This is a genomic window from Pseudomonas sp. PME37.24/006, assembly GCF_055556635.1.
This window is the reverse complement of record NZ_JBVHNL010000003.1, coordinates 585,016-603,744: the sequence shown is the minus strand read 5'-3', so window position 1 is coordinate 603,744 and position 18,729 is coordinate 585,016. Positions and strand designations below refer to the sequence as shown.

At 62.0% G+C, this 18,729-nt stretch carries 15 protein-coding genes and 2 tRNA genes; 11 read left to right on the top strand and 6 right to left on the bottom strand.

What is annotated here, in order from left to right:
• Positions 1-157: 157 nt before the first annotated feature.
• Both ACZ3GY_RS13880 and ACZ3GY_RS13875 read right to left on the bottom strand, forming a co-directional pair.
• A tRNA-Met gene (locus tag ACZ3GY_RS13880) sits at positions 158-234 on the bottom strand.
• Between the two features lie 120 nt (positions 235-354).
• Positions 355-431, bottom strand: a tRNA-Met gene (locus tag ACZ3GY_RS13875).
• Between the two features lie 276 nt (positions 432-707).
• Between ACZ3GY_RS13875 and dinB the strand changes: the two genes are divergently transcribed.
• Positions 708-1,778 carry a DNA polymerase IV gene (gene dinB, locus ACZ3GY_RS13870; protein ID WP_465910564.1) on the top strand — a complete coding sequence of 357 codons (1,071 nt, stop codon included), beginning with the start codon at positions 708-710 and terminating at the stop codon, positions 1,776-1,778.
• A 209-nt stretch (positions 1,779-1,987) separates the two neighbouring features.
• Here dinB and ACZ3GY_RS13865 read toward each other — a convergent pair whose 3' ends face one another.
• From ACZ3GY_RS13865 to ACZ3GY_RS13850, 4 genes are all read right to left on the bottom strand, one after another.
• Positions 1,988-2,389: an META domain-containing protein gene (locus tag ACZ3GY_RS13865; protein ID WP_465910562.1), complete on the bottom strand. Its 402-nt coding sequence runs from the start codon at positions 2,387-2,389 to the stop codon at positions 1,988-1,990.
• Positions 2,389-2,826 (bottom strand): hypothetical protein, encoded by a 438-nt coding sequence (locus ACZ3GY_RS13860; RefSeq protein ID WP_465910561.1) that lies wholly within the window; start codon positions 2,824-2,826, stop codon positions 2,389-2,391. The genes ACZ3GY_RS13865 and ACZ3GY_RS13860 overlap by 1 nt, the downstream gene beginning before the upstream one ends.
• 93 nt (positions 2,827-2,919) lie before the next feature.
• Complete coding sequence (locus ACZ3GY_RS13855) at positions 2,920-3,513, bottom strand: biliverdin-producing heme oxygenase (RefSeq protein ID WP_465910560.1); 594 nt, start codon at positions 3,511-3,513, stop codon at positions 2,920-2,922.
• Between the two features lie 78 nt (positions 3,514-3,591).
• Positions 3,592-6,342, bottom strand: coding sequence for an ATP-binding protein (locus tag ACZ3GY_RS13850; RefSeq protein ID WP_465910558.1), 2,751 nt, complete (start codon positions 6,340-6,342; stop codon positions 3,592-3,594).
• 135 nt (positions 6,343-6,477) lie between these two features.
• On the opposite strand from ACZ3GY_RS13850, the gene ACZ3GY_RS13845 reads away from it, so the two are divergent.
• From ACZ3GY_RS13845 to rlmD, 10 genes are all read left to right on the top strand, one after another.
• A complete protein-coding gene (locus ACZ3GY_RS13845) occupies positions 6,478-7,188 on the top strand; it encodes a response regulator transcription factor (protein WP_465910557.1) in 711 nt (236 codons plus the stop codon).
• A 1-nt stretch (position 7,189) separates the two neighbouring features.
• Positions 7,190-8,545, top strand: a complete 1,356-nt coding sequence (locus tag ACZ3GY_RS13840; RefSeq protein WP_465910555.1) for a HAMP domain-containing sensor histidine kinase — start codon at positions 7,190-7,192, stop codon at positions 8,543-8,545.
• 162 nt (positions 8,546-8,707) lie between these two features.
• Complete coding sequence (locus tag ACZ3GY_RS13835) at positions 8,708-10,807, top strand: TonB-dependent receptor domain-containing protein (protein WP_465910554.1); 2,100 nt, start codon at positions 8,708-8,710, stop codon at positions 10,805-10,807.
• Positions 10,808-10,914: 107 nt separating this feature from the next.
• The gene (locus ACZ3GY_RS13830) at positions 10,915-12,207 is read left to right on the top strand and encodes a class I SAM-dependent methyltransferase (protein ID WP_465910552.1); all 1,293 of its coding nucleotides are present in this window, start codon (positions 10,915-10,917) and stop codon (positions 12,205-12,207) included.
• Positions 12,208-12,406: 199 nt separating this feature from the next.
• Complete coding sequence (locus ACZ3GY_RS13825; protein WP_465910551.1) at positions 12,407-13,330, top strand: ABC transporter substrate-binding protein; 924 nt, start codon at positions 12,407-12,409, stop codon at positions 13,328-13,330.
• Entirely contained in the window at positions 13,327-14,340 is a 1,014-nt protein-coding gene (locus ACZ3GY_RS13820; RefSeq protein WP_465910549.1) for a FecCD family ABC transporter permease, read from the top strand. Before ACZ3GY_RS13825 ends, ACZ3GY_RS13820 begins: the two co-directional genes overlap by 4 nt.
• Positions 14,337-15,401, top strand: coding sequence for a FecCD family ABC transporter permease (locus ACZ3GY_RS13815; protein ID WP_225834087.1), 1,065 nt, complete (start codon positions 14,337-14,339; stop codon positions 15,399-15,401). The genes ACZ3GY_RS13820 and ACZ3GY_RS13815 overlap by 4 nt, the downstream gene beginning before the upstream one ends.
• A 40-nt stretch (positions 15,402-15,441) precedes the next feature.
• Positions 15,442-16,260, top strand: coding sequence for an ABC transporter ATP-binding protein (locus ACZ3GY_RS13810; RefSeq protein ID WP_465910548.1), 819 nt, complete (start codon positions 15,442-15,444; stop codon positions 16,258-16,260).
• A 195-nt stretch (positions 16,261-16,455) separates the two neighbouring features.
• Positions 16,456-17,361: a cysteine synthase CysM gene (cysM, locus tag ACZ3GY_RS13805; protein WP_465910547.1), complete on the top strand. Its 906-nt coding sequence runs from the start codon at positions 16,456-16,458 to the stop codon at positions 17,359-17,361.
• Positions 17,361-18,710 (top strand): 23S rRNA (uracil(1939)-C(5))-methyltransferase RlmD, encoded by a 1,350-nt coding sequence (gene rlmD / locus ACZ3GY_RS13800; RefSeq protein WP_465910545.1) that lies wholly within the window; start codon positions 17,361-17,363, stop codon positions 18,708-18,710. Before cysM ends, rlmD begins: the two co-directional genes overlap by 1 nt.
• Positions 18,711-18,729: the final 19 nt, after the last annotated feature.

Below are 18,729 nucleotides of genomic sequence, written 5' to 3'. Positions count from 1 at the left end.
TGAGCCCGACGAGCTACCAGACTGCTCCATCCCGCGCCGGCAATTCTATACAAAAGCGGACTTCTGTCAATCGATTTATGCTTTTCAATCAATAAGTTAAATCGGCAGGGCGGAAAAACAAAAAAGGCCACTCGATTGAGTGGCCTTTTTGAGTATCTGGTTGCGGGAGCCGGATTTGAACCGACGACCTTCGGGTTATGAGCCCGACGAGCTACCAGACTGCTCCATCCCGCGCCGGCAATTCTATACAAAAGCGGACTTCTGTCAATCGATTTGTGCTTTTCAATCAATAAGTTAAATCTGCAAGGCGGAAAAACAAAAAGGCCACTCGATTGAGTGGCCTTTTTGAGTATCTGGTTGCGGGAGCCGGATTTGAACCGACGACCTTCGGGTTATGAGCCCGACGAGCTACCAGACTGCTCCATCCCGCGGTCGCCATTCTATTCATCTGAGGCATGCTGTCAACGCTTATCTCGGAAAAAACTGTTTTCCGTTCAATCAGTTAGCGGCGCTGCGCAACTGCCGGGAGTCGCCCAGCCCCTGCCATGCGGGCCTTTCAGGCGGTTTTATGGCGCCAGCGCGTCGGGTGCGGGTAGGTCATAAATGCGTAACTTCGAACTGGAAGGCTGTTCTTATATACAGTAAGGTGCCTATCCACCTTTGCCCGCCGCTGTTCGTGGTCGGCCAGTTTTCTCGTTTTCAGGTTTATGGCGCAGCGAAAGATCATTCACGTCGACTGTGACGCCTTCTACGCCTCTGTCGAAATGCGCGACAACCCAGCTCTGGCCGATAAACCCATGGCGGTGGGTGGCTCGGCGGATCGGCGTGGAGTGATCGCCACCTGCAACTACGAGGCACGTGCCTACGGCGTGCGTTCGGCCATGGCCTCGGGGCATGCGCTGAAACTGTGCCCTGACTTGCTGATCGTCAAGCCACGCTTCGACGTCTACCGCGCTGTGTCCCGGGACATTCACGCGATCTTTCGCGACTACACCGATCAGATCGAGCCGCTGTCCCTGGATGAGGCCTTTCTCGACGTGTCCAACTGCGAGCACTTCGGTGGCAGCGCTACACGTATCGCCCAGGACATCCGTCGTCGGGTATCCAGCGACCTGCACATCACCGTGTCGGCGGGGGTGGCGCCGAACAAGTTCCTGGCCAAGATCGCCAGCGACTGGCGCAAACCCAACGGCATCTTCGTGATCACTCCCGATCAGGTCGAGGACTTCGTCGCCGAGTTGCCGGTCACCAAACTGCATGGCGTAGGCAAGGTGACCGCCGACAAGCTGACCCGCCTGGGCATACGCACCTGCAGTGACTTGCGCCAGTGGAACAAGTTGCGGCTGGTGCGCGAGTTCGGCAGTTTCGGCGAGCGTCTGTGGAGTCTGGCCCATGGCATCGACGAGCGTGTGGTGCAGACGGACAGCCGCCGTCAGTCGATGAGCGTGGAAAACACCTACGATCAGGATTTGCCAGACTTGGATGCCTGTCTGGCGCAGCTGCCAGCGCTGCTGGAGGAGCTGGAGCGGCGCATGACCCGCCTGGATGGCAGTTACCGAGCGGGCAAGCCCTTCGTCAAGGTCAAGTTCCATGACTTCACCCAGACCACCCTCGAACAGGCCGGCGCGGCCCGTGATCTGGACAGCTATCGAGCCCTGCTCAGCAACGCCCATGCGCGCGGCAATCGGCCGGTGCGCTTGCTGGGCGTGGGTGTGCGTTTGCAGGATTTGCGTGGCAAGCATGAGCAACTGGATCTGTTCACGCCGCGTGAGCCGTAAATAGGCGGAGCTGCGCCAGTGGTTCCCAAAGCGCATCGCCGGCAAGCCAGCCCCTACGTGTGGTCTGTGCAGAACTGGCAAGGGCTAGGCGCCCCCACGGCTCCTACGGTTTAGGACCCGTGCACAACAGTTACCAGACACCGCACCGTGTAGGAGCCTGCTTGCGGGCGATCAGGGTTTCCCGCCAATCGCCACTTTGACCACGGCTCTTACTCGTCAGGCCACAGCCGGATCGGTTTGCCGTTGGCCGGCCACAGGCGCAGTTGCTCGATCGGCGAGATATCCCAGCGTTCGATGGTGCTCAGGCTCTGCAGGAAACGGCTTTCCTGTTCCATCAGTGCCGGGGCGCACATTTTGCGGGTGCTGCCGGCCTGGCTGAAGGTCAGCTTGTCGCCGTCACGCTGGTAACTGGCGAACCAGTGGTTGCAGCCGGCGTTGCCATAGGCGCGACCGTCGTCACCCAGGGTGATGGTCAGGTGGCTGTTGTCGATTAGCGGACGTTCGCCAATCCATTCGACGCGGTAGACGCGCTCGGTTTCCAGTTGCACCGGTTTGCCGGCGCAGCCAGCCAGGGCGGCGGTTGCCAAGCCCAGGGCGAGAAGCGGTTTCATCAGGCCTCCTTTTTCAGACACGCAGGGCACAGGTGTTTGTCCTGCTGTTTACGCCAGCCGAGCTCCACGAGGCGAGCATCGGCAGCGGGCGTCTGGGCTTTCTTGCCCAGTGCACTATCGACCGCGAATTCGAAGTCCAGTTGCTTGTTGCAACTGTCACAGGTGACTTGCCAATTGAAAATCGACAGTTCGGTAAAGGCAGGCCCATGGGCGACCGCGACCCACTGGCCGGGAGGATTGATCAGGTGGCGAACCTTGTCGACCTGCAAGCGCATGCTCAGGTCACGGCTGCCTTTGAGGCTGACCACCAGGGCGTCGTTGCTCTTGATCGAGCCGCCGTTACCGGTGACCTGGTAGCGGCCGGGAGCCAGCGCACGGCACTCGATCAGGGTGTGTTCGGGGTTGAGCAAGTTGTAGCGGAAATCGTGTTCGGCCATGGTTCCTCCGGGTGAGGAGGGCATTCTAGCAGGCCGTGATTCAGGAGGGCGGCGCGGCGAAACGCTGTTTGATCACGTTTCGCCGCTGAATCTTCAGGCCGCTGGGAAGATCTCGCGTAGCGCAGCACGATAGAAGTCGAACGCCGCAACGGCACCGCTGACCGCTTCTTCGCGCTGATCCTCGGTCAGTTCCAGGCCATCGAGCAGGGCGACGAACTGGCGCCAGTGCAGGCCGCGACCATCTGGGTGGGCCGCCAGGTGGCGGGCACCATTCTCGGCATCGAGGCCGATCTGCTGGGTTTCCTTGAACAGAAAGGCGGCGCCCAGGTTGGAGCCTTCACTGCAGTACAGCCAGCCCAGAGCCGCATGTGTACTGCTGGGCACCACCGCTGACGGGGCATGTGGCACTAGCAGATCCAGGTCGGCCATATCCGCGCAAACCGCCTCGAAACGCGGCAGCTCACTCAAGCCCGGCAGCAGACGATTGAGTTCGATATCGTCGTACAGCGCATCAATGGAGCCATGGAAACGATGCTGCAGGCGCAGGAAATAGCCATAGCGCAGCAGGCTCTCGAACGGACGGGCCTGCATGACCAGTGTGTCGACGCTGTCATGGTCGCGGCTGGTGCCGGCTTTCAGGCGTTTGGTCAGCGGCAGTTGCGCGGTGGAGGGGGGAGCTGCTGTCATCTGAAGGTTCCGGGAAGCGGGCTTGCACAGGGCTGGCAGTGGGACATTGGATGGCTGTTCATCGGTGGCGGCAGCGCGTCATTGATCGACGTTCGCTTCTTGGCTCAGGCGTTCTATGGCCTGCTCCAGCTCATCCAAACTGCTGCTGCGAATGGGCTGATCCTGCTTGAGCTGGGTTTCGCTGTGCTGACAGGCTGCGCGCAGTTGCGGCACGCCGCAGTAACGGGTGGCGCCATGCAGGCGGTGGATGCGCTCGATCAAGGCATTGCGGTCGCCATCGGCGCGGGCCTTGCGGATGGCCTGGAGATCTCCTGACAGCCCGGCCAGCAGCATGCTCAGCATTTCAGCCGCCAGGTCGGCCTTACCAGCCGCCAGGCGCAGGCCTTCCTCGTTATCCAGTACCGCGGTGGGCGGCGCTACGATGTCGGCAGGGGCATGGTTCTGATTGGCGCCCTGCAACGACAGGCCTGTCCATTTGAGTACGACCTGAGCCAGTTGCCGTTCGCTGATCGGCTTGGTCAGGTAGTCGTCCATGCCGCTCTGCAGCAAGGTACGTTTTTCGTTGGCCAGGGCGTGGGCGGTGAGGGCGACAATGGGCATTGGTGTGCGGCCGATATCGTGTTCCCACTGACGGATGGCCTCGGTGGTCTGGCGACCATCCATCCCTGGCATCTGCACGTCCATGAACACCAGGTCGAATTCTTGTTCCCGGGCGATCGCCAAGGCGTCGAAACCGCTGCTGGCGACTGTGACCTGGGCACCCATGCCGTCGAGCAGGGTTTGCACCAGCAACAGGTTGGCGGCGTTGTCGTCGACACACAGGATGGTCGGCGAGTGTGTGGTGCTGCGCCGCGCCTGCTGGCGTATTTGCTTGGGGACGATCAGTTCGGTCAGCGTACGTTGCAGCTTGCGCGTGCAGACGGGTTTGGCCTGCAGTTGGCTATGCCAGTCGGGCACGCAGTCTTGATAGTGCGATTGCTCGGTGGTGGGGCAAAGCACCACGGTTTTGCAGCCCAGGTGCTCAAGATCCCAGGTGTGCCGGCCGAGCTGCTCTGGTGGTAAATGGCTGGCCGTTACGCCGAGCACGGCACAGTGGAAAGGCTGTGCAGATTGGCTGGCCGTGCTGACAGCCTCGCACAAACTGTTCAGGTCGCTGAATACGCTGACGTGCAGTCCGCAATCTTCCAGTTGATGCTGCAGTGCCTGGCAGGCCAATTCGTGGGCTTCGAGAATGGCGGCTCGACGTCCCGAGAGGGCGCGGGGCTGGTCTTCAGCATCGCTGCGGGCCTTGGGCAGGCTCAGGCTGACCCAGAATTCGGAGCCCTCGCCGGGTGTGCTGTCCACGCCGATTTCGCCGCCCATTTGCTCGATCAGGCGCTTGGAAATCACCAGGCCCAAGCCGGTACCGCCGGCTTGGCGGGACATGGAATTGTCTGCCTGGCTGAAGGCCTGGAACAGCGCACGCAAATCCTCTTCCGCCAAACCAATACCGGTATCGCGCACGCTGATGCGCAGTTGCGCGCGATCTGCCGTTTCTTCTTCGAGCATGGCGCGGATGACGATGCTGCCTTCGCGGGTGAACTTGATCGCGTTGTTGACCAGGTTGGTGAGCACCTGCTTGAGGCGCAGTGGATCGCCGGACAGCGACAGTGGTGTATCGCGATAGACCAGCGAGAGCAGTTCCAGCTGCTTTTCGTGAGCGGAAGGAGCGAGGATGGTCAGGGTGTCCTGCAGCAGGTCGCGCAGGTTGAACGGTATGTTTTCCAGCACCAGCTTGCCGGCCTCGATCTTGGAGAAGTCGAGCACCTCATTGATGATGCTCAGCAGGCTGTCGGCGGATTTTTCGATGGTGCTCAGGTAATCCTGCTGGCGCGGGCTCAGTTCGCTTTTCTGCAGCAGGTTGGTGAAACCGAGAATGCCGTTGAGCGGGGTGCGGATCTCGTGGCTCATGTTGGCCAGGAACTCCGACTTGATGCGGCTCGCCTCTAGGGCCTCCTTGCGGGCGAAGTCCAGTTCGATGTTCTGGATCTCTATGGTTTCCAGGTTCTGGCGCAGATCCTCGGTGACCTGGTCGATGCTGTGCTGCATTTCTTCCTGGGCATTCTGCAGGGACTCGGCCATGCGGTTGATGCCCGAGGCGAGCTCGTCCAGCTCATGGCTGCCCAATGGTGGCAGGCGGGTTTCCAGGTGGCCATCCTTTAGCAGGGCGACGCCATTCTTGATGCGCAGCAGGGGGTCGTTGATGCTGCGGCTCATGCGCAGCGCCAGCAAACCGGTGATGATCAGCCCGGTCACCACCAACAGCAGACTGGTCAGCAGGCTGCGGTAGCCGCTGAGTAGCGTGTTGTGATGCGACAGTTCCAGCTCCACCCAGCCGATCGGAGCGGCCACCGAGGCGGGCTGCTCTTCTCCGCTAAGGGTTAGGTGCTGGGCCATTACCGGCAGCAGAAAACGGGTCGCGTCCTGGCTGCTAAGTTGGGCGACACCCACGGTATCGCTGTCGATGATTGGACGCTCATTGAGCATGCTGGGGCCGGCGTGGGCCAGGCGGTCGTTCTGCGTGGTGAGGAAGCTCACCGCGCGCACGTCCGGCTGTTCCAGGGCTTCGTTGGCGATGCGTTGCAGCAGCGATTCGTCGCTGTGCAGCAGAGCAGGCGCCGCCAGGGGCGCCAGTTGCTCGGCGATCATGTGCCCGCGCTGCAGCAGTTGCGCCTGCAGCCCGGAGAGTTGCATCCAGATGAAATAGCCACCCAGCACCAGCGCCAGCAGGCTGGTAGGCAGCAGGGTAAGCATCAGTACCCGGCCCTTGATGCCGATATCCTTGAACACGCGACGTCCCCTTTCAACGATGTCAGGCAGTGTAGCGATTCCGCTGCGCAGACGCTTGCCTGGCGTTTGGCGGCTTAGCGGGCAGGCTGGTAAATAGGTAGAATCGTTCACATTTGCTTTCAGAGCTTGCCCGCCATGCCGTCCCCAGCCAACAGCGTCACTCGTATTCTTGCGGTCGAAGACGACCCGGCTCTCGCGTCCCATTTGCAGGCTCACCTGCAAGGTTACGGTTTCGATGTCACGGTCAGTCTCGATGGCAGTGAAGGCCTTCGTCTGGCTCAGGAGCAGGATTTCGACCTGATCCTGATGGATATTCTGCTGCCTGGCAGTAATGGCCTGGACGTGCTGCAGCGCCTGCGTGAAAGGCGTCGTGTGCCGGTGATTCTGATGTCTGCGCTGGGCGCCGAGCAGGATCGCATCGCCGGGTTCAGCAAGGGCGCGGATGATTACCTGCCCAAGCCGTTCAGCCTTGGTGAACTCAGTGTGCGTATCGAGGCGATCCTGCGCCGGGTGGCCTACGAGCGGCGTGAGCAGCCGCCTCCCTTGCAGGACGGTGCGCTGAAATATGACGAAGACCGCTGCGATGTCTGCCATGACGGCCACTGGGCCTTGCTGACGCCGACCGAGTATCGTTTGCTGGAAACCTTTTCCCGGCATGCCGAAGAGGTGCTCAGCAAGGCATTCCTTTATCAGCACGTGCTGCACCGCGGTTATGCCCAGCATGACCGTAGCCTGGACATGCACGTCAGCAACGTGCGCCGCAAACTCAAACACATCGGCTACACCGGCATGCGCCTGGAGTCGGTCTGGGGCAAAGGCTACGTGCTGACCGGCCGGGAATCCTGAGATGCCAGGCCGGCACTCGCTGTTCTGGAAACTGGTCTTCGGGCTGGCGCTGTTCTGCCTGCTGATCATCAGCCTGCATGTGGATCTGGACAAGCGCGTCTACGATTCGATGTCCGTTTTGTCCGAGTCCAGCCAGCGAGCGTTGAGGGATTTTGCGCAAGAGGCCGAAAGCGCCTGGAAAGAACGAGGAACCCCTGGGCTGGACGACTTTCTTCATGAGCTGCGCGAGCGTGAGGAGGTCTGGGCCATGGTGGTTAATGACGATCACCTGTCGCTGTCCTCACAGGCGCTTACTAAAGAGGAAGTGTTGCGCCTGGACTTCGTGCGTGCTCTCGGCCAGAAGGTCGGCCGGCCAGGCGGCAGACCGACCTTTTATGTGCCCTTCAGCGACGGTCACACTCGTTTGGTGATGGAACTGCCTCCGCGACTGGATCCGCGTTATTACCAGCCGCTGTGGGAGTTTCTCCTGCGCAAGGTGCTGCCGGCATCGCTCGCGATACTGCTTGGCACGTTGCTGTACCGCCTGTTCATCGCACCGCTGGTAATTCTCCGCCGACAGGCCACCACCCTTAGCGCCGGTGACCTTAGCGCCCGCGTCGGGCCACCGGTAGCCGCCCGCAAGGACGAGCTGGGCGAGTTGGGCCGCGCTTTCGATCATATGGCCGAGCGCCTGCAGGGTACCGTCGCCTACCAGCGGCGCCTGCTGCGCGACCTGTCCCACGAGCTGCGAACGCCACTGAGCCGACTGCGCGTGGCGGCTGACGGCGAGAGCGATCCGCAGGTACTGCGTCAGCGCCTGGATCGGGAAATCACCATCATGCAGCGCCTGGTGGAAAACTCTCTGGAGCTGGCTTGGCTGGATTCCGAGCGCCCGCAGTTCGCCCGTGAGCCGATCCGCTTGGTGCAGCTCTGGGACATGTTGGTCGAGGATGCCTGTTTCGAAACGGGCTGGTCGAGCGACCAGTTGTTGTTCCAGGTGGATGAAAGCTGCCTGGTCGCCGCCAACCTGACCAGTCTCGCTCAGGCTCTGGAGAACCTGCTGCGTAATGCCATTCGCCACTCGCCCGCCGACGGCAGCGTACGTTTGCTGGGAGAGCTGGAAGGGGAGAACTGGCACCTGCACCTGGTCGACAGCGGACCAGGCATCGATACCCGCTACTTGGAAACCATCTTCGAACCTTTCGCACGCCTGGACAGCGCGCGTCCCGGCGACGGTGGCTTTGGTCTTGGCTTGAGTATCGCCCGTAGCGCCATCGCCTTGCAGGGCGGCCGACTGTGGGCCGAAAGCCCGCCCGGGAGCGGCCTGCAGATGCACCTGCTGCTACCGGCCGCCGAGCTTCGCGAGCAAAGTGTATAGAGTGTAAATGACGTTTACTCTCATATGATATTTACTATCATTTGCGCCGTTGTGACGGCGGGGACGCCTCTAGAATGGCTGTCTGAGTAATCAGTTCCGACATCCCCGTCCGCCGATTTCTGCCCACTTGGGCGTGACGCGTATGGGGTTGAAGGGACGTCTATGAATCCGAAATACAAACCGAACCTGCTGGCCACGGCCATCATGCTGGCGTTCAGTGCGCCAGCGGCGGTGACTGCGCAAACTACCGAAAATGATCTCGCTGACGACGCATCCATTCTGCATGTGGCCGAGCACCGTGATTCTGCGATGGAACTCGGCTCCACGGTGGTGACCGCAGCAGGTACGGAAGTGGATCTGCGTGATGCCCCAGCCAGTATCAGCGTGGTCACGCGCCAAGATATCGAGCGTAAGCCGATGGCCAGCATTGCCGAAGTGCTCGGCACGCTGCCTGGTGTCACTGGCGGTTACTCGGCAACCGGCGCGGGTTCGAAGATTTCCTTTCGCGGCATGCCGGATCGATACACCCTCATTCTGATCGACGGCAAGCGCATCGGCAGCTCGCAGCTGTTGGGCCACCGCCCTGACACCATTCCTCAGGATCTGGACTGGCTATCGCCCGAGTCCATCGAGCGTATCGAGGTGGTACGTGGCGCCATGTCATCGCTGTACGGTTCGGAGGCTATGGGTGGGGTGATCAATATCATCACACGCAAGGTCTCACCCGAGTGGGGTGGTTCGATCACCTCCAACTACAGCCGGCCGCAGCCCAGCGACTCGGGCGACACATCGCAGATCGGCGTCAACGTCAGTGGCCCGCTGACCGATAGTCTCGGGCTGCGCCTTGGTGGCAGCTTCAGTGATCGTGAGTCAGATTCGGGCTCCACGGGGTCGACCGGCGCATTGTCGAAAAACGTCAATGCCAAGCTCAATTGGCAGGCCTCGGAGAACCACAGTTTCAGTGTCGACGCATCCGCTGGTGAGGAGCGTGCCCGCTCGTTCGATGACGTGGAGGCGCGCGCAGCCGCAGGCGATACCAATGAGACGTTCGGGTCTTCGAAAATGATCAGCCGCGGTTTCGGCATCGGCCACGAAGGCCGTTTTGGCGAGGTGGGTACCAAGCTCGATCTCTACGTCAACACCTTCGAGAACAAAGCTGATGAGCTCGAAAGTGCCAATGGCGGCGCCAAGTCGAAGGAAGCCGTCGCCGACTTCAAGTTCGACGTGCCTTTCGAGCTGGGCTTCAGCCAATGGCTGACCGCAGGCCTGCAATACAAGGAAGAGGAGGTTGAGAACCCTGGCAACATCGGCAACATCGCTGCGTTCATCCCTCCAGGCCAGGCCGAGGCATTGACTGCCGACAAGAACCCGGAAGGATGGGCCTGGGCAGTGTTCGCCGAGGATCAGATTTTCCTGCGTGATGACCTGACGCTGACTCTGGGTCTGCGCACTGATCGCACCGATGGTTTCAGCGCCCACACCAGCCCTCGTGCTTATCTGGTTTATCACCCTGCCGAGGCCTGGACGATCAAGGGCGGGGTTTCCAAAGGCTTCCGCGCACCGAACCTCAAAGAGCGTTCCTTGAGCTCGGGCACTTCGTCGATGGGGATGGGGTGTACGTCACTGGCACCGCTCGGTTACATGGGCGGCCAGTGCTTCATGGTTGGTAACCCGGATCTGGAGCCCGAAATCAGCACCAACTATGAGCTGGGTGTAGCTTTCGACGAAAACGAATACCGCTTCGAAGCCACCTACTTCACCAGCAAAATCAAGGACATGATGCAGAACGGCTTCCTGGGTCAGGTCAATGGAATCTGGTACACCCAGCAGTACAACATCGAGGAAGCCAAGACCAGTGGCGTTGAGATGTCGTTCGGCGTGCCGATCAGCACCACAGTGTCGTTCAGCGGTAACGCGACCTACATGATCGAGTCGGAGAACACCACGACAGGCGAAGCGTTGTTGATGACACCCGAGTGGACTGCCAATGCGCTGCTCGAGTGGCAGGTCAACAACCAGCTCTCCACCTACGTATCGACTCAATATCTTGGCAAGCAGTTATACCGGCCTTCCGCGACTGGGGCCGACAGCTTCGCTGAAGCTAATACCACGGTGGATCTGGGTGGCAACTATGCCGTCAACAAGAACCTGACGCTGCGCGCTGGCGTACAGAACGTCTTCAATGACGCCGTGGAAACCGACGACGATTACGGTGACGGCGACCCGCGCACGTTCTACGTCGGGTTTACCAGCCGTTTCTAATCGGGCTGTATGAACCGCACATCCAGCTTCCTCTTACGCCGAGCGTATGAGGAAGCTGGATTTTGGCGTTTTGATGCGTTTGCTTTTACCAAGACTGGAGATTGCCAATGAGCCGCCGAGAGGGCTATGTGATCGACGTTCCCTATCCGCTGCATTTCCATAAGGAAATGCAGCCGGTGTGGATGAGCTACATAGCGACCAGCCTGGCGTGTAGAGCTCCGGATATCGTTCGCCCGTATCGATACTGCGAGCTTGGCTGTGGCGCAGGCATCAACCTGTTGGTGGCAGCTGCGAGCAACCCTCTAGGGGAGTTCGTGGGTGTCGACTTCAATGCTGGGCATATTGCACTGGCCCGGCAGGCTGCGCAGAGCATTGGGCTGACGAATGTAGAGTTCATCGAAGCCAGCTTTGCTGACTTCGCCAAGCAGGATCAGCAGCCGTTCGACTTCATCGCCTGCCATGGCACCTGGTCGTGGTTGCCGCCTCAGGCTCAGGCCAGCATCTTGAAGGCACTGCACCGCTACCTGAAACCGGGCGGCCTCTTTTATCTGCATTATATGTGTTACCCCGGTGCGACACGGCTGACCGCCATTCAGAAGGTGCTGCATGAGGTCTCCTTGGCCATGCCCGGCGATTCGGCAGAGGCTGTTCGTCACGGCGTTGAGCTTCTTCGCAGTCTGGCGGATAACGGCGCAGGGGCGTTCGAAGACAACCCGGGCCTCAAGGATGAGTTGGCAGCGCTGGAAAAAGAGCACCTGACCTATCTGGCTCATGACTTCCTGACCGATTTCTGGCGGCCACAACATTCTGCCGACGTGCATCGGATCGTGGCGCAGGCCGAGCTGACCTATATCGGTAGCGCAGACTGCTTCGAGAATATGGATAGCCTATCCATTCCAGGCAATATTCAGCCGATTCTTGCCGGCCTGCCGTCGATCGCTCTGCGCGAAACGGTCAAGGACGCCGCCCGCAATCAGCATCAGCGTTTGGACGTGTTTCAACGACAAGCTCAGGCCATCGGCGCCGAGCAACATCTCGCCGAACTGGATCGTCTCCAGTTCATGGCATTGCCATCGATGCCACCGTCGGGCGGATTGGTTTTTGCCACGCCGATCGGGTCGATTCCGGGGCCGGAAGCGATTTTCGATCCGCTGCTGCGGGCTCTTGGCTCGGGGCCAAAATCATTTTTCGAGTTGCGTCACTTGCCGGCGTTTTCCGCAGAACCCGGTGTCTTGTTGCAGGCGTTACAGATGTTGATGTGGGGCAGTTATGTGCATCCGTTACGTGCGGATAAAACCACTGCCATGGCGTCTGCCAGGTTCGATGAATGGCTGGCGTCCAAGTCGATAGGGCTGAGCCTGGTCGCAACGTGCGGAACGGCTGTGATGCATAAAAGGTGAGTGCCTTTCTCGCTACCCCTCTGGCAACAACTCGGCGTGGTGGGCTCATGAAGATGCCCGGCTTTACATGTGTAAATGAAAATACCGAGCATTTTTGCCGCAGTATTGCCGCTGCCGCCAAACCACAACCATCGTCATTGCACTGCGGCCGGCTGCCAGGTTGCAGTCGTTCGTTTCACCGTAAAGAAAGGATATTCCGATGATTGCTAGCCTATCCCGACGCTCACGCCTGCTGGCGTTTTCCGGCTTGGTTGCGCTGCTGCCACTGGGCACTGCGCTGGCCGAATCGCGCACCCTCGATACCGCCTATGGTGAGATCAAACTGGAGGGCACGCCGCAGCGCGTGGTTACCTTGGGCGAGAATGCGCTGGATGTGGCGCTGTCCGTTGGCGTCAAGCCGCTGGGCAGCGTTGCTACGCGTGGTGGCAGTGACGTATCGGAATACCTGAAGGGCAGGGCGGGCGACGTCAAGATCGTCGGCACTGCCCGAGAAACCAATCTGGAGTCGGTGTTCGCCCTGCAACCGGATCTGATTCTGGCTTCGCCGGAACTCACCAAGGATCAGTACCAGAAACTCAGCCTGATTGCGCCGACCGTGGTACCCAAGGGCAACTCGTTCCAGGACTGGCGAAACAATGTCGAGTTCTACGGCAAGGCGCTGGGCAAGGCTGCTGAAGCCAAAGCCGCCATCGCCGCAGTCGATACGCGTATCGAGCGCATCAAGAGCAAGATCGAACCGGGGCAGGTCGCTTCCGTGGTGCGCTGGAGCCCGCAGGGGCCGGGCGTGATGTCCCAGCACCTGTTCGTGGGCCAGTTGCTGAGCCAGCTTGGCTTCAAGGGCACGGCGATGGCCGCGGAGCTGACCAAAAAGCCCCACAGCGATGCCTTGAGCCTGGAGAACCTGTCGCGTATCGACGGTGACTGGCTGTTCCTCGCCACCCTCAACGCCGATGGCGACAAGGCGCTGGAGCAGGCGCGTCAGCAGCCGGCATTCGCCCGTCTGAAGGCGGTCAGCAGCGGCCATGTGCAGAGCGTCGACGGGCAGATCTGGAGCAGCGGCAGCGGGCCGCTGGCTGCCAACGTGATTCTCGATGACGTGGAGAAGGCCGTCGCCTCGCAATGACCGCCGATGTGAAGGGCGGTCGCCTGCCGCTGGCCAATGCGCTGGTGTGGGTGGCCGCGTCGTTGGGGTTGCTGTGCGTTGCCAGCCTGCTGATCGGAGCGGGTGAGGTCGGCATCGCACGCAGCCTGCTGGCGCTGTTTGGCGCAACGGATGATGAAGCGCGCTTCGTGCTGTTCGAGTTGCGCCTGCCACGCACGTTGCTCGGCGTGCTGGTCGGTGTCGCCTTGGGCGCTGCTGGCGTGGTGCTCCAATCGGCCACCCGCAACCCGCTTGCCGAGCCCGGTCTGCTGGGTGTGAGTGCCGGTGCGTCCTTCGCCGTGGTGGTGGCGATCAGCCTGGGCGCCAGCGCGGCCACCCTGAATCTCGGCGTGGCCATCGCTGGCGCGATGGCGGGTTGCCTGCTGGTATTGCTGGTCACTCAGGTGCGCGGAGTCGGTGACGACCCGGTGCGTCTGGTGTTGGCCGGTGCAGCCTTCTCGGGGATTCTGACCGCCATCAGCACCTTGATTCTGCTGCACGACCAGCGCAGCTCCGACGAGATTCGTTTCTGGATCATCGGTGCTCTGGCCGGTCGTCCTCAGGACGTATTGACCTGGAGTGCGCCCGGCCTGTTGCTTGGCTTGCTGTTGCTCGTGCCGTTGATCCGCCCGCTGGCTGCGTTGGCCCTCGGCGAGAAGATGGCCACCGGTCTCGGCCACCATCCTGGCCTGACACGTCTTGGCGCCTTGCTGGGCGTCGCCGTATTGGTCGGTACCGCCACGGCGGCGGCGGGGCCCATGGCGTTCGTCGGCCTGGTAGTGCCATTCGTGGCGCGCCGTCTGGTCGGGCCGGACATCCGCCGCACCATCGGTTTGTCGCTGTTGCTCGGGCCGATCATCGTGTTGTTCGCCGATATCCTTTCGCGCCTGCTGGTCAGCCCCTACGAGCTGCCGATTGGCGTGGTGACCGCATTGATCGGGGCACCGGTGCTGATCGCCGTGGTGCGCAGCCACAGGTTGCCGACCTTATGAACAGCCCTCTGTCGTCAATGCCCAAGGCACCGAGCGGATACTGGCTGCTGGCACTTGGCTCGCTGCGGGTGCTGTTGAACCGGCGCGGTGTGTTCGCCGCGCTGGGGCTCTCCGCTGCGATCGTGCTCATCACCGGCGTCAGCCTGGCATCCGGCGCCGCTGGCCTGTCGCCGTGGACGGCTCTGGCGGCTGCGTTCGGCCAGGGCGAGCCGATGCACGTGTTTCTGGTTCAGGAGCTGCGTCTGCAGCGCCTGGTCGCCGGCCTGCTCACCGGCGCGGCGTTCGGGATCGGTGGCTGCCTGCTGCAGACCCTGGCGCGTAACCGTCTGGCTACTCCGGGAGTGATCGGTATCGACGACGGTGCCACGGCCTTCGCCGTGGCCTCGATCGTCGCCGTACCGACCACCCTGGCACCTTCCGCACTGGCGCTCACCGGCGCCACTACTGCGGCGGTGCTGGCTTTCGGCCTGAGTGCTGGTGCGGGCGCCCGTGGCTATCGCTTCATCGTGGTGGGAATCGCGGTGGGGGCGGTGTTTGGTGCGCTGACCAATCTGATGCTGGCGCGCGCCGATATCGATGCCGCCAACGTCGCCTATCCCTGGACGGTCGGCAGCCTCAACGCGCGGCCGGCGCAGGCCATCTGGCTGCTGGGCATCGGTCTGATCCTTTGCCTGCCGCTGGTCAAATACCTGGCTCAGCGTCTGGAACTGATGCGTTTTTCCGACAGCGTGGCGGTGGGCCTCGGCGTGCGTCTCAGAACCATGCGCCTGCTGACGTTGATCACCACCGTGTTGCTCACCGCGCTGGCCGTGGCAGTGGCCGGCCCGGTGGGGCTGGTGGCCCTTGCCGCGCCGGAGATGGCCCGCTACCTGAGCGGCCATCGCGGCGTGCCCGTGCTCTGTTCGGCGTTGGCCGGTGCGTTGTTGATGACGTCTGCGGACTGGATCGGGCGCACCTGGCTGGCGCCCATCGAAATTCCCGTCGGGGTGATCACCGCCGTGGTTGGCGGGCCCTATTTGTTGTGGATCCTGTTGCGCCAGCCGTCGCGCAGACTGACATGAAAGGCCGCCTCTATTCGACGGCCGCTGCGGAGTTGAGCCGATGACTACGTCCAACCTGTTCGCCACCCGGCCCGAGGCCGAGGTTACCCTGCAGGCCGAGAGCCTGAGCCTGGGTTACCCCCATGCAGCGATCATCGAGGGGTTGTCGCTGCGCATTCCGTCAGGGCAGGTGACCGCCATCGTCGGCCCCAATGGCTGCGGCAAGTCGACATTGTTGGCCGGCCTGTCGCGCCTGCATAAACCCAGTGCGGGTGCGGTGCTGCTCAACGGTCGGGCTATCGGCAGCCTGCCGTCGAAGCAGGTGGCGCGGCAACTGGCGCTATTGCCCCAGGACGCCAATGCGCCCGACGGCCTGACCGTCTCCGAACTGATCCGCTTTGGTCGCCAGCCGCACCAGAGCCTGCTGCGCCAGTGGTCGGCGGACGATCAGGCCATCGTCGAAGAAGCGCTGCGTGTGGCCGACCTGCAAGCACTGGCCGAGCGCCCGCTGGAGTCGATGTCCGGTGGCCAGCGCCAGCGCGCCTGGATCGCTATGGCGGTGGCGCAGCAGACGCCATTGCTGTTGCTCGACGAACCTACCTCGGCTCTGGATCTTGGCCACCAGATCGAAGTCTTCGAGCTGATTCGCGATCTGGCTTCGGTGGGCAAGACCGTGGTCATGGTGGTGCACGACCTGTCCAGCGCCTGCCGCTACGCCGATCATCTGGTGGCGATGAAGGCTGGGAGGATCATCGCCGAGGGTGCGCCCGCCGAGATCGTCACTCCGGCACTCGTCGAGGAGCTCTACGACGTACGTTGCACGCTGATGCGCGATCCGCTCAGCGGCACACCGGTGATCGCGGGTGTCACGAGGCGCTAGATCAATCCGTTATTAGCTTAGATCCGCTTGTTCGCAAGCCTTTTCCCGTGTGTCTGCGAGGCAGGGAACAAGGGCTCCAGCACTATTAGGCAATCGCTGCGAGCCGGTCGATGTCGATGCAGCTGATAGTAGGGGTCGGGCCCTTTTGCCGGTATCATTACGGCCCCCTGCAGCCGTCTGGACTCGATCGACGCTATGACCCCGCAATACCCCACGATCGCCGAATGCGTCGGCAATACGCCTCTGGTTCGCCTGCAACGACTGGCTGGCACTACCAGCAACACCCTGCTGGTGAAACTCGAAGGCAACAACCCGGCCGGCTCGGTGAAAGATCGCCCGGCATTGTCGATGATCAGCCGTGCCGAACTGCGCGGTGATATCCAACCCGGCGATACGTTGATCGAGGCGACCTCGGGTAATACCGGCATCGCGCTGGCCATGGCTGCGGCGATCAAGGGGTACAAGATGATCCTGATCATGCCGGACAACTCCAGTGCCGAGCGCAAGGCGGCGATGACCGCCTACGGCGCCGAGTTGATCCTGGTGAGTAAGGAGGAGGGCATGGAAGGTGCCCGTGACCTGGCTCTCGCCATGCAGGCCGACGGCCGCGGCAAAGTGCTCGATCAGTTCGCCAACGGCGACAACCCGGTCGCCCACTACACCGGTACCGGCCCGGAAATCTGGCGCCAGACGGGCGGGCAGATCACCCATTTCATCAGCTCCATGGGCACCACCGGCACCATCATGGGCGTGTCGCGCTACCTCAAGGAGCAAAACCCAGGCGTGCAGATCGTCGGTCTGCAGCCGATGGAAGGCTCGGCGATTCCGGGCATCCGTCGCTGGCCGGAAGAGTACCTGCCGAAGATCTTCGAGTCCGAGCGCGTCGACCACATCGTCGACATGGCACAGGCCGAAGCCGAGGACGTGATGCGCCGCATGGCGCGCGAGGAAGGCATCTTCTGCGGCGTTTCCTCTGGTGGCGCGGTCGCGGCCATGCTGCGCCTGTCCCAGCAACTGGAGAACGCGGTGCTGGTTGCCATCATCTGTGATCGCGGTGACCGCTATCTGTCCACTGGCGTGTACGACGCCACGGCGAACTGATGGCCGGCAAGAATGGCGGTCTGCGCTTCCAGCCGAGCGGCGGCACGCGTGCCGCTCAGGTGCCGGTCGGCAAGAAACAGCGCCTGAAGATCGAGCGCCTGGCAAACGACGGCCGCGGTATTGCGTTCATCGAGGGCCGAACCTGGTTCGTCGGCGGTGCGCTGCCCGGTGAAGAGGTCGAAGCCAGGGTGCTCGGCGCTCGTAGCAAGGTGGTGGAGGCGCGCACCGAGCGGGTATTTCAGGCCAGTCCCGACCGGCGCGACGAGCCGTGCGTACACGCCCGCGTGTGTGGTGGCTGCAGCGTGCAGCACATTCCCCACGGCGAACAGCTTGCTTTTAAACAGCGGATGCTCGCCGAGCAGCTCGAACGCCTTGGCGGCTTGCGACCCGAAGTCTGGTCAGAGCCGCTGACCAGCCCCGAATTTGCGTACCGCCGTCGCGCGCGTATCGCCGTGCGTTGGGACATGCGCAGCAAGCGACTGGAAGTCGGCTTTCGTGCAGCATCCAGCCAAGACATCGTCGCCGTTGGTGAATGCCCGGTGCTGGTCGAGCCGCTGCAGCCCATCTTGCTCGCGTTGCCAGCGCTGCTGAGCGAGCTGCAGGCGCCGCGTGCGATAGGCCATGTCGAGCTGTTCCAGGGCACCGCCAGCGCCGTTCTGGTGCGCCATACCGAAGCATTGAGTGAAGTGGATCTGGCCCGGCTGCAGGCATTCTGCTCGGTGCATCGTGCCCAACTGTGGTTGCAGGGTGAGGGTGAGCCGCAAGCGGTGGACGCTACGCAGCAATTGGGCTACCGCCTGGACACCTGGAACCTGCAACTGGCCTATCGCCCTGGCGACTTCGTGCAGGTAAATGCCGCCGTTAACGAGGCGATGGTGGCCCAGGCCTTGCAGTGGTTGGCGCCGCGTAGCGATGAGCGGGTGCTGGATCTGTTCTGCGGGCTGGGCAACTTCGCTTTGCCGCTGGCCCTGCAGGCGCGCGAAGTGATTGCCGTGGAAGGTGTGCAGGCCATGGTCGAGCGCGCGGCAGACAATGCCCGCGCCAACGGCCTGAGCAATGCGCACTTTTATCAGGCGGACCTGTCCAAACCGCTATCTGACGCGGGCTGGGCTACGGGAGGTTTCGACGCCATTGTGCTCGACCCGCCGCGTGATGGCGCGCTGCAGGTGGTTCAGCAGATTGCGCGTCTAGGGGCTAAACGATTGGTTTACGTATCGTGTAATCCGACGACCCTGGCGCGCGACAGTGGCGAATTGTTGCAACAGGGTTATCGGTTGAAAAAAGCCGGTATTCTGGACATGTTTCCGCAAACGGCACATGTTGAGGCGATGGCGCTGTTCGAGCGTTGAGAGTCTACTCAGCAAGCGT

Coding starts and splice junctions, on each gene's coding strand:
- dinB (WP_465910564.1), top strand. CDS start 708: ATGGCGCAGCGAAAGATCATTCACGTCGACTGTGACGCCTTCTACGCC.
- ACZ3GY_RS13865 (WP_465910562.1), bottom strand. CDS start 2,389: ATGAAACCGCTTCTCGCCCTGGGCTTGGCAACCGCCGCCCTGGCTGGC.
- ACZ3GY_RS13860 (WP_465910561.1), bottom strand. CDS start 2,826: ATGGCCGAACACGATTTCCGCTACAACTTGCTCAACCCCGAACACACC.
- ACZ3GY_RS13855 (WP_465910560.1), bottom strand. CDS start 3,513: ATGACAGCAGCTCCCCCCTCCACCGCGCAACTGCCGCTGACCAAACGC.
- ACZ3GY_RS13845 (WP_465910557.1), top strand. CDS start 6,478: ATGCCGTCCCCAGCCAACAGCGTCACTCGTATTCTTGCGGTCGAAGAC.
- ACZ3GY_RS13840 (WP_465910555.1), top strand. CDS start 7,190: ATGCCAGGCCGGCACTCGCTGTTCTGGAAACTGGTCTTCGGGCTGGCG.
- ACZ3GY_RS13835 (WP_465910554.1), top strand. CDS start 8,708: ATGAATCCGAAATACAAACCGAACCTGCTGGCCACGGCCATCATGCTG.
- ACZ3GY_RS13830 (WP_465910552.1), top strand. CDS start 10,915: ATGAGCCGCCGAGAGGGCTATGTGATCGACGTTCCCTATCCGCTGCAT.
- ACZ3GY_RS13825 (WP_465910551.1), top strand. CDS start 12,407: ATGATTGCTAGCCTATCCCGACGCTCACGCCTGCTGGCGTTTTCCGGC.
- ACZ3GY_RS13820 (WP_465910549.1), top strand. CDS start 13,327: ATGACCGCCGATGTGAAGGGCGGTCGCCTGCCGCTGGCCAATGCGCTG.
- ACZ3GY_RS13815 (WP_225834087.1), top strand. CDS start 14,337: ATGAACAGCCCTCTGTCGTCAATGCCCAAGGCACCGAGCGGATACTGG.
- ACZ3GY_RS13810 (WP_465910548.1), top strand. CDS start 15,442: ATGACTACGTCCAACCTGTTCGCCACCCGGCCCGAGGCCGAGGTTACC.
- cysM (WP_465910547.1), top strand. CDS start 16,456: ATGACCCCGCAATACCCCACGATCGCCGAATGCGTCGGCAATACGCCT.
- rlmD (WP_465910545.1), top strand. CDS start 17,361: ATGGCCGGCAAGAATGGCGGTCTGCGCTTCCAGCCGAGCGGCGGCACG.